Raw genomic sequence first — 12,172 nt, forward strand, 5'->3', positions numbered from 1 at the left:
TGACGGACATGACGTGGACCCCCTCCGCCACCCGCCGACTCGGCACCGCAGTCGCCATCGTGACACTCGCGATCCTGCCCCTGAGCGGATGCCTGTACGCGCAGATCCCGGCAGCGGCTCCCTCTTCAGCACCGTCGCCCGGCACGGAGACCGACGGGACGGATGCCCCGGACGCCCCCACCGGAGGCACGACGCTGACCTTCGAGGAGGGCCTCGACCTCGATCCCGACACCTACATCGAGTGGGGGGACGGATTCATCGCCGACGAGCAGTGGGAGATGGTCTCGCCCGACGACGGCAACGGCGGCTGGACGTACGGCACGGCGGACGGGACCTGCACGGTGCGGTTCTGGCAGGGCCACATGACCGATGTGCCCGTCGTCGAGGGCGATGACAGCGCGTCGTCCGATGCGATCCTCGGCGTGCTGCTGGAGACCCCGACGGCCGACATCACCCCCGTCGCCACCACCGGTGAATTCAGCTACATGGCGGGCGGCAACGGGGGCGTCGAGATGCGTCAGGTCAGCGCGGTGGACGGCTCCCGTTCCTGGCTCATGGCCGCGCGCGCGTTCACGCAGACCGGAGTCGGCCTCTACACGATCGTGGACTGCACCGCGAACGACGCGGAGAAGATCATGGACGCCGTCACCGAGGCGAACGCGATCGTCGTCACGCCCTGACCGGCTCGCAGACCGGGCGCACTCCGAAACGGCTCACTTGCCGCCGGGAGGACCGACCAGCAGCAGGATCACGTACAGCGCCACGATGCCGACGGCCAGAAGCAGCGCCAGCACCCAGGGCCTGCGGAGGAACCACCGCATCAGCCGGTCGTACCAGCGGCGATCCCGCGGGTCATCCGTGGCCTCCAGGCGCCAGGCGCCATCGCGGCGACCGGTGCGGTGCAGCCAGATCTCCATCGGGATCGTCGCGTACGGGATCACGGCGCTGACCACCGCGAGCACACCGACGCCGAGGTGCCAGCGCTGGTTCAGCGCGACCAGGATCGCCGTCGCCGCATAGGCGAGGAACACGAATCCGTGGATGCCGCCACCCACCGTCACCACGACCCCGGGCGCGCCGACGGCACGGGCGATGATCGCGGCGATCAGGATCGTCCAGGTGATCGCCTCCGCGATCGCGAGAACACGGAACAGGCGGTCGGGGGTACGGAACACGGAACTCCTCGGGTGGGGGTCCTCCCACCGTATCCGGCGGTCATCGCCGTCGAATCAACCGAATGGTTGAGAACGCCACGACGATGCGCCCCGTCTCGCGCCTCGAAGAAAGTCGACGGCGGAATAGCAGGCCCGTCGGCGGCGTTGCCGAAGGCATGGTGACAGTGGATGCAGACGCGATCTCGCAGGTGCTCGGCGCCGTCGACCTCCGCGTCGGCGTCGGCCGTCGGATGACTCTCGCCTCCGGCACGCTGCTGCCGATCCCGTCCGGCGCCATCACCCTCGTGTACATCGTGGAGGGTGGCGTGCACGGTCATCCTCCGCTCGGCGACGGCTGCCGCCTCGACGTCGACCCGGACTCGCACCGCCTCACGGTCGACCCGAGCACCCGCCGCGACGTGCTCGTCGCGGGCGACGCCTTCCTCACACTCGGCCGCACACCGTTCGCGCTCGAGGCCCGGGGCGACACGAGCATCATGATCGCCGAGATCGTGCTCGCGGATGCCGCGTCGCCGCTGCCCGCGCTGCTCCCGCCGTTCCTCACGGTCACCGGATTCGACGCGGTCGAGCCGGCCGCCGCAGCCCTCGCGCTGAACATGGGCCTCGTCGATCACACCGTGCTCCCGGCCCGTCAGGGCGACCCGGTCATCTGCCGCATGATGGCGACGACCGTGCTGCTGTCGGTCATCCGCGCCTGGGCGGCGAACGGCTGCGCACCGGCGGGCTGGCCGTCTCTGTCGAACGATCCGTTCCTCGACCGCGTCGTCGACGCCATCCACGAGGAGCCCGGCCGCGACTGGACGGTCGAACGCCTCGCGGGCATCGGCGCCATGTCGCGGTCGACCTTCGCCGAGCGGTTCCGCAACGTCGTCGGCCGCTCCCCCGCGGACTACGTCACCGAGGTGCGCGTGGATGCGGCCAAGCGGATGCTGGACGCCGGACGAAGCGTGTCCGAGATCTCCCGCGAGCTGGGCTATGCCTCGGACGAGGGGTTCAGCCGCGCGTTCCGGCGTCGCACCGGGTTGACCCCCACATCCTGGCGTCTGGCCAACCGGATCCCGGTCTCCGCCTGACGCCACGCCACGTCAGGCGCGGCTGCTGACCCGGTTCGACACCCCGAAGAGCACGGCACCGGTGAGCAGCGCGGCCGCACCGAGCACGTAGACCGGCTCGACGTTCAGGGTGTCGACGAGCAGCCCGCCGACGCCGGCCGCGATGGTGATCGCCCCCTGGAAGCCCACGACCACGAGGCTGCCGCCGGCTTCGAGCCGATCCGGCATCCGGTGCCCGACCCAGGTGTTCGCGACGATCAGCCAGGACGAGAAGAAGAAGCCCCACACCACCACCACGATGCCCACACCCAGGATCGACCCGGAGAACAGGATCATCGAGATCACGGACACGGCGATCACCAGGGGCGCGAACACGGCGAAGAAGGCGAACGTGCGGTCGATGACGAGCCCGATCGTGATGTTGCCGAGGAGGCCGCCGACGCCGAACAGCGCGAGCAGCACCACGATCGTCGAGGCGTCGACGTCGGGGATGCGCTCCAGCGCGAGACGCACGTAGGTGTAGGCGAGGAAGTGCCCGAGCACCACGAGCACGTGCCCGACCATGCCGAGCCCGATGCCCGGGCGACGCAGCGTGTCGACGAGCAGGCGCAGGCTCGACGCGCGCTCGGCCGGCACCGAGGGCAGTGTGAATCGCAGGACGACCGCGAGCACCACCATCAGCCCGCCCGCGATGGCGAAGACCATCCGCCAGTCGACGAGCTCGCTCAGCATCACGCCCAGCGGCACGCCGGCCACCGTCGCCAGCGAGACGCCCGCGGACGTGAACATGACGCCGCGACCGAGGTTCTCAGGCCCCGCGAGGCGGGCGGCGACCGTGATCGACATCGCCCAGAACGCGCTGATCGCGGCACCCAGCAGGAAGCGCGCCAGCAACACGATGATCAGGTTCGGCGAGATCGCCACGATGAGGTTCGACACCGCCGCGGCGAGCGCCATCCACACCAGCAGCGACCGTCGGTCGAGGCGCGGGAAGATCAGTCCGATCGTCGGCGCGACGACGAGACCGACGAGGGCCGTGACAGTGACGGTCTGCCCGGCCTGACCGGGAGTGACGCCGAGCCCGTCGGCCATCTCCGTCAGCACGCCGTTGGGAAGGAACTCTGCCGTGACCAGCAGGAAGCCCATCAGCATCAGCACGATCAGTCCGCTGTAGCGGATGCGGGTGACGGCCGAGGCCGGCACGGTGGGGACGGGCGCTGTGATGGTCATGGTTCCACGGTCGCAGCATCCGGATGCCGTCGCCCGATCAGGCGTCCGCCGCAACCGACCGATCGTCCGACGACATCGGCACACCGATCTCCCAGCCGGAGCTTGCAGAGTGTGGGGATGCAGGATCGGGGAGGGTCACGGCGGCGGATGCTGCGCGGTGCCGCCGTCATCGCAGCGATCATGTTCGTCTCCGGGTGCACGCCGCCCGCGCCCGGTCCGGACGACTGGGCCCTGGAGCCGATCTCATTCCAGAACTCGTTCGTCGGTTCCGGACCGGAGGCGACTCCGGCCGGTCCGCCGACCGATCTGACGTACGGGATGCACGTGCTGTCGTCCGACGGGGCGGGCGGGTTCTGGACGGCGTCTTCCGGGTCGTGGCTGCACGTCGGGGCCGATGGCGAGACGCTCGCCAGGTTCGACACCGAGCCCAGCGGCCCGCTCTCGAAGATCAGGGCGATGGCACCGCTGTCGCCGACCGAACTCGTCGTGGTGCAGGGCGACCGGGCCCACGTGATGCCGATGCTCTCGGTGTTCGACACCACCACCATGACGCTGCGAGACCTGCCGGGCGACGCCGTGGGCGACGAGGGCGACCTCGACTTCGGCGACTTCGAGTTCGGTGACGTCGCGGTGCACGATGGCGACGCGATCGTCGTGCGCTACCAGCCGCGTCCTCCCGACGACTACCTCGACTTCGAGGTACTGCGCGTCGACCTCGACAGTGGCGCCAGGACCCTGCTGCACAGCGGGCCGGTCGAACTCGACGATGCGCCCGGCGCTCGACCCGGTGTCCCGCCGATCGGCATCGATGTCGACGACGCCGGGCGCATGTATCTCGCGACCCCGACCGCACGGATCGTGCTCACAGCCGACGGCACGGAGCTGAGCCGCGAACCGCAGGTCGCGGACCACCCGCTCGTCGCCGCCGCTCCCGACGGCACCGCCCTGTGGTGGGGTGGAGAGCCGGAGCAGAGCGACGCGCAGGGCGTGATCGTCGGCGGCTCGTCCGAAGCGCGACAGGCGATCGAGCCCCGCATGCACTGCGCGGAGACCTCGAGCAGCGACATCCCTCGCCGCGGCGACGCCCTCCGCCTCAGCGACTCCGCGGGACAGCATCCGCTGCCGTTCCTGTGCGGCGCGAACGCCGCCGCGTGGACGGACGGGTCCTGGGTGGTCGCGACCGGCGGCGAGGGCGACGGCGTGCTGGTGCGGGTCACGCCGCCCACCGGGAGCTGACCCGCACCCTGGACACGCCAGCCACCCACGCCCTATGCTCGACGACGCACCGGGAAGCGCCCGGGAAGCCCGAGCGGAAGGAGCCGAAGACATGAACACGGTCTTTGTCGCGCTCACCGCCGACCACCTTCCCTTCGAGGCCACCCGCTCCTGACCCTGGCGTGGCCTCCTGCTCCCGGAGCCACACCTTGTCTGATCACTTCTCTTCCTCATTCGACCCCCTCGAAACCGAACTCTCCTTCGCCGACGTCGATCCCGGCGAGGGGCAGCGCTGGTCCACCTGGCCGGCGATCACCCCGTCCGAGCGCGGCCCTCAGCCGTGGCCGGCGTGGGTGGTGACCTCGGCGGGCGCGCTCGACATCGAACGCGGCATCCTCAAGACCGGCAAGGAGGCCGACGTGTTCCTGCTCGAACGCGCCGTGCCGGACGACCCGACCCAGCGCACGCTGCTCGCGGCGAAGCGCTACCGCAGCGCCGAGCACCGCAGCTTCCACCGCTCGTCCGTCTACACCGAGGGCCGCAGCACCCGGAACACCCGCGACACCCGCGCCCTCGCCAGGAAGTCGGACCACGGCCGTGAGGTCGCCGCGGCGCAGTGGTCGTTCGCCGAGTTCGAGGCGCTGTGCCGGATGTGGGAGCTCGGCGCCCCCGTGCCGTACCCGGTGCAGGTCAACGGCACCGAGCTGCTGATGGAGTTCCTCGGTGACGCCGACGGCACCGCCGCGCCCCGACTCGCCCAGGTGCGCAGCGACCGCGCGGAGCTGCAGGAGTACTACGCCCAGGTGGTCGATCTGATGCTCATCTTCGCCGCGGCCGGCTTCGCCCACGGCGACCTGTCGGCGTACAACCTGCTCGTGCACGAGGGGCGAGTGCGGGTGATCGACCTGCCGCAGATCGTCGACATCATCGCGAACCCGCAGGGACTCGATCTGCTGCACCGCGACTGCGTGAACATCTGCGACTGGTTCACCCGACGCCGGGTCGAATGCGACGCCGAGGAGCTGTTCGCCGAGATGCTCGCGGCGTCGTACGCGTGAGCGTCGCTCGTCAAGGGGCTGGAGGGCGCCCCGCCAGCCCGAGACACTGTCGGCATGGCGGAGCACGAGCGGGACGCGGCGCGCGAGCGGGACGACGGCCCGGAGCGCACCCCCGACGGCCACCACATCATCGTGAACGGACGGCGGTGGCGCGCATCCGATCCGTCGATCCCCGATGCGCTGCGCCAGGAGCTGGTCGACGAGCTGATGGCGGCCCGTCGCGCGGTGAAGGCGTCGGAGCCCGACGCCCGGCGCCGGGTGCAGGACGCCAAGAACGCACTCGGCGAACGAGGCGCCCCCTGGTGGGAGGCGCGCTCCGGCGACGCCTTCGACGAACGCATCGCCGCGGCGATCCGAGCGCTCACCCGCAAGCGGTCGGACTCCTCGATCTGCCCCAGCGACGTCGCACGCGCGGTCGGCGGCGAGGGCTGGCGCGCGCGCATGGACGACGTCCGACGCGTCGCGGCCGACCTCGCCGCCCGCGACGAGATCGTGGTGACGCAGAAGGGCGAGCGCGTGCGCATCGACGAGATCCACGGCCCGATCCGCATCCGGCGCGGCCCTGCGCTCTGACCCGATCCGGGATCACGGCCGTTATATCCGTGCGGCGCGCCGTCACCGGGCGTTCACCGGGGGCCGCCAGACTTCCCCCATGAGCGAACCCGAATCGCGCCAGGGCGTCCCCGAGCCCGTGGCGACCGCCAACAGCGGCGCCGTGGCCGTCGTCGGCCTCGACCTGCGCGGCGAGACGCCCGCCCCCCAGAAGCAGGTCTACTCCTGGGCACTGTGGGACTGGGCGACGCAGCCCTTCAACACCGTCATCCTGACGTTCGTGTTCACGGCGCTGTATCTCGTCGGTGAGGGATTCCTCCCCGCGGACGTGGCGGCGCTCGACGAGAACGACCAGGTGCGGCTCGCCGCCGAGGCGGACCTCGCCTCCGGGCTCGGGCTGGGCTCGACCATCGCCGCCTTCGGCATCCTGCTCCTCGCTCCGGTTCTGGGTCAGCGGGCGGATGCCGCCGGGCGCCAGAAGCTCTGGCTCGGAATCGGCACCGGGGCCCTGATCCTCTGCATGCTGGGCCTGTGGTTCGTCGAACCGACGCCGAGCCTGTTCTGGCTGGGCGTGGCCCTGATCTCGGCCGCGACCGTGTTCCAGGAGATCGCCGCGGTGAACTCCAACGCGATGCTCATCGGCATCGCTACCCCGAAGAACGTCGGCCGCATCTCGGGCCTCGGGTGGGGCTTCGGCTACCTCGGCGGCATCATCGCCCTGGTGATCGTGGTCGTGCTCGACACCTTCGACTGGTTCGGCATGTCGACCGACAACGGCCTCGCCTATCGACTGATCGCCGTCGGATGCGCCGTGTGGGCGATCATCTTCAGCATCCCGATCTTCCTCAACGTGCCGGAGCCGTCGCTCGGTCGCCCGGAACGCAAGGTCGGCTTCTTCGCCTCCTACCCGCTGCTGGTGAAAGACGTCGCCGGGCTGTACCGCAACGAGGAGACGCGGCCCACGTTCTGGTACCTGCTGGCGAGCGCCGTCTTCCGCGACGGGCTGGGCGGCGTTTTCGCCTTCGGAGCCATCATCGGCACGGCCGTGTTCGACTTCGAGGCGCAGGAGATCATCATCTTCGGCATCGTCGCGAACCTGATCGCCGGCGTCTCCACGATCGCCGCCGGCCGACTCGACGACCGCCTCGGGCCGAAGCGGATCATCCTCGCCTCGATCGGATCGATGATCGTCGCCGGCCTCGCGGTCTTCTTCCTGCGGGACGCCGGGGCGATGGTCTTCTGGATCGGCGGCCTCGTCCTGTGCGCGTTCGTCGGTCCGGCGCAGGCGGCGGCACGCTCGTTCCTCGCCCGGGTCACCCCGGCCGGCCGAGAGGGCGAGATCTTCGGCCTCTACGCCACGACCGGTCGCGCCGCGAGCTGGATGGCCTCCGGCGCCTGGACGCTCCTGATCGTGCTGACGAGTCAGACCGCCTACGGCATCCTGGGCATCGTGGTCGTCCTGATCGCCGGCTTCCTGCTGCTGCTTCCGGTGAAGGCGCCGCGCTGACTCCTGCACACCCGCGGCGGGAGTAGCCTGACCGCGTGACCGTGATCCTCGCCTTCCTCGCCAACATCCTCGTCGCGGTGGCGAAGACGATCGCCGCGATCATCACCTCCTCGGCATCGATGGTCGCCGAGGCAGCGCACTCCTGGGCGGATGCCGGTAACGAGGTGTTCCTCCTCATTGCCGACCGCAGCGGCGCGAAGACCAAGGATGCGCGGCATCCCCTCGGCTACGGACGCAACGCCTTCGTGTGGTCGCTCATCGCCGCCTTCGGAATCTTCACGGCCGGCTCGATCGTGTCCATCATGCACGGCATCCAGGAGCTGTCCGACACCGGTCCCGTCGAGAGTCCGATGGTGGCCTACATCGTGCTGGGGGTCTCGTTCGTGCTCGAGGGTGCGTCATTCACGCAGGCGATGGTCAAGTCGCGGCGCCTGGCCAAGGAGCGCGGATCGTCGACCTGGGACTTCGTGCTGGAGACGAGCGACACCACGCTCCGCGCCGTGTTCTTCGAGGACTCCGCGGCGCTCATCGGCCTGGCGATCGCGGCCGGCGCCATCGCGATGCACCAGATCACCGGCGTCGCGGCCTGGGACGCGATCGGCTCGATCCTCGTCGGCGTGCTGCTGGGCGTGGTCGCGATCATCCTGATCCGGCGGAACATCGCCTTCCTGGTCGGGGCCACGGCGGCGCCGAAGCTGCGGTCCCGCGTCGGCACCGCCCTGCTGGGGCTGGACGACATCGAGCGGGTCACCTACCTGCACATCGAGTACGTGGGCCCGAACCGGCTGTTCATCGTGGCCGAGATCGATCTGGCCGGCGATGCCCGCGAGCACGATGTGGCCCGCCGGCTGCGCGACGTCGAACGGCGGATCGAAGCACATGAGGCCGTCGAGACGGTCGTGCTATCGCTGTCGGTCGACGACGAGCCGTCGCTCGAGTTCGCGCGCGGCTAGGGCGCAGCCGGTTCAGCGCTGCCAGTTGTCGGCGAGCTTGTTCAGCAGCCGGGCGAGCTCGACCCGCTCGTCGTCGGTGAAGGAAGCGAGCGCGGTCGTGAGCATCTCGCGACGCTCCCCGCGCATGCCGCGGGCGAGCTTGCGCCCCTCGTCGGTGAGCGCGATGCGCGTGCGTCGCGCGTCGTCGGGGTCGGCCTCGCGGCGCACGAAGCCGTGATCGACGCCCTGCTGCACGAGCCGTGAGGCGCGCGGCTGATCGACGCCGATCGCGATACCGAGATCGCTGACGCTCAGCGGAGCGGATGCCGCGGCCAGCGCCTCGAGCATGCGCATGCGCGCCGGTCCGCCGAGACGACCCGACGGGTCGGCCATCCAGGGCGGCATGCCGGGGTGTCCGCGGTGGTGGTCGAAGTGCTCGCGGGCATCGTCGTCCTGCGACCCGCCGTGCGGACCCCCGTGCCAGCCGTGCGGACCACCGTGGCCACGACCGCGCTCGGCGGGACCGCGACCGCCCGGACCGCGCTCACCCGGACGACGCCCACGCAATCGGGACAGTGCCTTCGCGATGGCTTCGGCCGGATCCTGCGCGGCGGGATCCGGCGCGGTGGGGTCGTGCGGTTCGGTGGTCACCCGCCGATTTTACATGCGACTTGACATGCATTGGGACTCCATGTCACACTACATGTACATGCACTGTGACATTCACATGCACACTGACAACTAAGGACTTCCCATGAACACCTCTGAATCACAGAACCCCGAGAACACCACCCGCCCCTTCGGCTACTGGCTGAAGGCCGCCGACCGCCTGATGGCGGCCGAGTTCGCCGCCGCCTTCGACGGCGAGCACGCCAGCCGCCGCGACTGGCGGATCCTCAACATCGTCGACGGCACCGTCACGACGGACCGCCCGCTGAACGAGCACAAGCTGCACCGACTCGTCGAGCGCGGCTGGGTCGCCCCCGAGGGCGACGGCTGGACGCTCACCGACGAGGGCCGTGCGGCGAAGGATCGCCTCGGCACCCTCGTCGACGGCATCCGCGCGAAGGTGTCGAGCGCCGTCTCCGACGAGGAGATGGCCACCACGCTCGCCTCGCTCGAGAAGATCGCCCGCGCCTTCGGATGGGACGAGGAGACCCCTCTTCCCCGCGGCCGTCGGCACGGTTTCGGCGGCCCCCGCCACGGACGCGGATTCCCGCGCGGCTTCGGGCGTCCGTTCGGCCGCGGCTTCGGCCACGGCTCCGCGCACGGCCCCGGTCCGGATGCGGAGCACGGCTTCGGTCCGGATGCGGATGCCGAGCACGGCTGCCGCCACGGCGAAGCGGGTGCCGGACACCGCCGTCACGGCCGCGGGCACGGACACCCCGGGCACGGCGACCACGGTCACGACGACCGGGGCCACGGACACCACGGCCACCGCGGACACGGTCCGCACCGTGCCGAGCGCATCGCTCAGCACGCCTTCGAGCGCGGCTTCGACGCGGGCTTCACCCGCGGTCGCGACGCCTGACCTGCCGTCACCCATCACGAAGCGCCCCACCCGACAGCCGGGTGGGGCGCTTCTCGCTGTCAGCGGCAGATCAACGCACGCCGCGGCGTGCCAGCGGCACCAGCGCAGCAGCCGTGACCACGACGGCCGCCACGAGCACCGCCGCCACGAATCCACCCGTGACGAGGACCGCGGCGATCGTGCCGAACACTGCGATGCCGAGCCCGCCGCCGAGCGCGAACCCCACCTCCTGGATCGCGCCGACCTGGCCGGCCTGATCCTCGGTCGTCACCTCGAACAGCGCCGTCGCGGCGAGCGTGGCACCGACACCGAACCCGAGTCCGACGAGCACGAGCGGGATCGCCACGACCCCCGGGTCGAACGCGAGCCAGACGAGCCCGACCGCCTGCAGCATCAGCGCCAGCACGGTGAGGGCGTTCGCGGAGAGCCAGCGCAGGGCGAGCGGCGCCACGACACCGCCGATCGCGATGGCCACGGCCTGCGGCAGCAGCGCGATTCCCGCCTCGGCGGCACTCTGCCCGCGCGAGTCCTGCAGGTGCAGGCTCACCAGCAGCACCGAGGCCGATGACACTCCGCTGCTCACGATGATCCGGATGATCGCGGGGCTGAACCCCGGCATGCGGAACAGTCCGGTGTCGATGAGCGGATCGCGGAGCCGCCGCTGCCTGCGCACGAAGAACACCAGGCTCAGGATCGCGATCACCGCCGCGACCACCGCCGACATCGGTGCCGCGAGGGCTTCATGCAGCGCGAAGACGAGGGCACCGAGCGCGACGATCGACGACAGGATGCTGGGCACGTCCCAGGACGGGCGCTGCGAGCTGCGCGAGTCGGGCACGAGCCACGCGGCCAGCACGCCGGCGACCACCGCGAGCGGAACGCTCCCCAACAGCAGCCAACGCCACCCCGGCCCCTCGGCGAGCACTCCGCCGAGCACCGGCCCGAGCGCGCTTCCGGTGCCGAAGGTCGCCGTCCACAGGCCGTAGGCCAGCACGCGCTCACGCGCCTGGAACTTGGCGCCGATCGTCGCGACCACGCCCGCGATGACGAAGGCCTCGGCGACACCGAGCAGGGCCCGCACGACGATGAGCACTAGGCCGCTGCTGGCGAGCCCGCCGACCACGTTCAGAACGGCGAAGCCGGCGAGACCGATCAGGATGATGCTCTTGCGCCCGAACGCATCGCCGATCCGCGCGGCCACGATCAGCGTCGCGGCCAACGACAGGGCGTACACATCGACCAGCCAGAGCCCCTCGGTGTCGGTCAGGCCCAGCTCGCCGCGGATCGCGGGGAGGGCGGTCGAGACGCTGCTGATCGCGAGGGCGCCGATGAGCACTCCGAGCAGGAGCGGTACCATCGCGAACCAGAGGCGAAGGGAGGAGCGAGTGCTGACGAGAGTGGGGGTGTTGGTCACGGCCTCAGTCTGTAAAGTACAGACAGAAGCCACAAGTACGGTCATTTCTGATACGTACTGACACTTCGGATACTAAAGGAGGCCGTGCCGTGCGGGAGAAGACCGAGCGGATCATCCGCGACTGGACCGAGACCTGCGACGCCGAGGTGTCGATCGCGGTGCTCGGCGGGGCCTGGAAACCCAGCATCCTGACCCTGCTCGGCGAGCACGAGGTGCTGCGCTTCGGCGAGCTCGGACGCCTGCTGGAGAACCCGACCGCGCGCGTGCTCACCCGTCAGCTGCGCGAGCTCGAAGAAGACGGACTCATCACCCGCACCGTATACCGCGAGGTGCCGCCCAAGGTCGAGTACCGACTCAGCGAACTCGGCGCGAGCTCCGGGCAGCTGCTGACCGAACTGACCCGCTGGGGCACGCTCTACGCCGGCCGGCAGCGGTCCGTGCTCACCGAGACAGCCGACGCGCCGTCCACACCGGAAGCCCTCACAGCGGCGACCTCCTGAGACTCG

At 70.5% G+C, this 12,172-nt stretch carries 13 protein-coding genes; 9 read left to right on the forward strand and 4 right to left on the reverse strand.

Annotated features, from left to right (window positions below; translation table 11 throughout):
• Nucleotides 1-8 precede the first annotated feature (8 nt).
• Complete coding sequence (locus HCX50_RS01055; protein WP_167632710.1) at nucleotides 9-680, forward strand: hypothetical protein; 672 nt, start codon at nucleotides 9-11, stop codon at nucleotides 678-680.
• 33 nt (nucleotides 681-713) lie between these two features.
• Here the strand turns inward: HCX50_RS01055 and HCX50_RS01060 are convergent, their stop codons facing one another.
• Complete coding sequence (locus tag HCX50_RS01060) at nucleotides 714-1,175, reverse strand: DUF3817 domain-containing protein (RefSeq protein ID WP_167632711.1); 462 nt, start codon at nucleotides 1,173-1,175, stop codon at nucleotides 714-716.
• Between the two features lie 155 nt (nucleotides 1,176-1,330).
• Here HCX50_RS01060 and HCX50_RS01065 point away from each other — a divergent pair, with 155 nt between their 5' ends.
• Nucleotides 1,331-2,248, forward strand: coding sequence for a helix-turn-helix domain-containing protein (locus HCX50_RS01065; protein ID WP_167632712.1), 918 nt, complete (start codon nucleotides 1,331-1,333; stop codon nucleotides 2,246-2,248).
• Between the two features lie 12 nt (nucleotides 2,249-2,260).
• Here HCX50_RS01065 and HCX50_RS01070 read toward each other — a convergent pair whose 3' ends face one another.
• On the reverse strand, nucleotides 2,261-3,457 hold the full coding sequence (locus HCX50_RS01070) for an MFS transporter (RefSeq protein ID WP_167632713.1): 1,197 nt from the start codon (nucleotides 3,455-3,457) through the stop codon (nucleotides 2,261-2,263).
• Between the two features lie 117 nt (nucleotides 3,458-3,574).
• On the opposite strand from HCX50_RS01070, the gene HCX50_RS01075 reads away from it, so the two are divergent.
• The 5 genes from HCX50_RS01075 to HCX50_RS01095 all read left to right on the forward strand — a co-directional run bounded on the left by HCX50_RS01075 (nucleotide 3,575) and on the right by HCX50_RS01095 (nucleotide 8,742).
• The gene (locus HCX50_RS01075) at nucleotides 3,575-4,693 is read left to right on the forward strand and encodes a hypothetical protein (protein WP_167632714.1); all 1,119 of its coding nucleotides are present in this window, start codon (nucleotides 3,575-3,577) and stop codon (nucleotides 4,691-4,693) included.
• A 188-nt stretch (nucleotides 4,694-4,881) separates the two neighbouring features.
• On the forward strand, nucleotides 4,882-5,730 hold the full coding sequence (locus tag HCX50_RS01080) for a serine protein kinase RIO (protein ID WP_205828687.1): 849 nt from the start codon (nucleotides 4,882-4,884) through the stop codon (nucleotides 5,728-5,730).
• 54 nt (nucleotides 5,731-5,784) lie between these two features.
• A complete protein-coding gene (locus HCX50_RS01085) occupies nucleotides 5,785-6,303 on the forward strand; it encodes a DUF3253 domain-containing protein (protein ID WP_167632716.1) in 519 nt (172 codons plus the stop codon).
• 79 nt (nucleotides 6,304-6,382) lie between these two features.
• Nucleotides 6,383-7,789, forward strand: coding sequence for an MFS transporter (locus tag HCX50_RS01090; RefSeq protein ID WP_167632717.1), 1,407 nt, complete (start codon nucleotides 6,383-6,385; stop codon nucleotides 7,787-7,789).
• A gap of 35 nt (nucleotides 7,790-7,824) precedes the next feature.
• The gene (locus tag HCX50_RS01095) at nucleotides 7,825-8,742 is read left to right on the forward strand and encodes a cation diffusion facilitator family transporter (protein WP_167632718.1); all 918 of its coding nucleotides are present in this window, start codon (nucleotides 7,825-7,827) and stop codon (nucleotides 8,740-8,742) included.
• Between the two features lie 12 nt (nucleotides 8,743-8,754).
• Here the strand turns inward: HCX50_RS01095 and HCX50_RS19780 are convergent, their stop codons facing one another.
• Nucleotides 8,755-9,372, reverse strand: coding sequence for a MarR family winged helix-turn-helix transcriptional regulator (locus HCX50_RS19780; protein WP_337748892.1), 618 nt, complete (start codon nucleotides 9,370-9,372; stop codon nucleotides 8,755-8,757).
• A gap of 103 nt (nucleotides 9,373-9,475) precedes the next feature.
• Between HCX50_RS19780 and HCX50_RS01105 the strand changes: the two genes are divergently transcribed.
• Entirely contained in the window at nucleotides 9,476-10,252 is a 777-nt protein-coding gene (locus HCX50_RS01105; RefSeq protein WP_167632719.1) for a hypothetical protein, read from the forward strand.
• 70 nt (nucleotides 10,253-10,322) lie between these two features.
• Here the strand turns inward: HCX50_RS01105 and HCX50_RS01110 are convergent, their stop codons facing one another.
• Nucleotides 10,323-11,666, reverse strand: coding sequence for an MFS transporter (locus HCX50_RS01110; RefSeq protein ID WP_167632720.1), 1,344 nt, complete (start codon nucleotides 11,664-11,666; stop codon nucleotides 10,323-10,325).
• An 89-nt stretch (nucleotides 11,667-11,755) separates the two neighbouring features.
• Here HCX50_RS01110 and HCX50_RS19995 point away from each other — a divergent pair, with 89 nt between their 5' ends.
• Nucleotides 11,756-12,166 carry a winged helix-turn-helix transcriptional regulator gene (locus tag HCX50_RS19995; protein ID WP_091031971.1) on the forward strand — a complete coding sequence of 137 codons (411 nt, stop codon included), beginning with the start codon at nucleotides 11,756-11,758 and terminating at the stop codon, nucleotides 12,164-12,166.
• Nucleotides 12,167-12,172 lie beyond the last annotated feature (6 nt).

Origin of the sequence: Microbacterium sp. B19(2022) (genome assembly GCF_012030385.1) — a bacterium.
Taxonomy (GTDB): Bacteria; Actinomycetota; Actinomycetes; order Actinomycetales; family Microbacteriaceae; genus Microbacterium; species Microbacterium oxydans_B.

What these genes read in the sequence shown, in the direction of transcription:
- HCX50_RS01055 (WP_167632710.1), top strand. Translation starts at nt 9, where the DNA reads ATGACGTGGACCCCCTCCGCCACCCGCCGACTCGGCACCGCAGTCGCC.
- HCX50_RS01065 (WP_167632712.1), top strand. Translation starts at nt 1,331, where the DNA reads ATGGTGACAGTGGATGCAGACGCGATCTCGCAGGTGCTCGGCGCCGTC.
- HCX50_RS01070 (WP_167632713.1), bottom strand. Translation starts at nt 3,457, where the DNA reads ATGACCATCACAGCGCCCGTCCCCACCGTGCCGGCCTCGGCCGTCACC.
- HCX50_RS01075 (WP_167632714.1), top strand. Translation starts at nt 3,575, where the DNA reads ATGCAGGATCGGGGAGGGTCACGGCGGCGGATGCTGCGCGGTGCCGCC.
- HCX50_RS01085 (WP_167632716.1), top strand. Translation starts at nt 5,785, where the DNA reads ATGGCGGAGCACGAGCGGGACGCGGCGCGCGAGCGGGACGACGGCCCG.
- HCX50_RS01090 (WP_167632717.1), top strand. Translation starts at nt 6,383, where the DNA reads ATGAGCGAACCCGAATCGCGCCAGGGCGTCCCCGAGCCCGTGGCGACC.
- HCX50_RS01105 (WP_167632719.1), top strand. Translation starts at nt 9,476, where the DNA reads ATGAACACCTCTGAATCACAGAACCCCGAGAACACCACCCGCCCCTTC.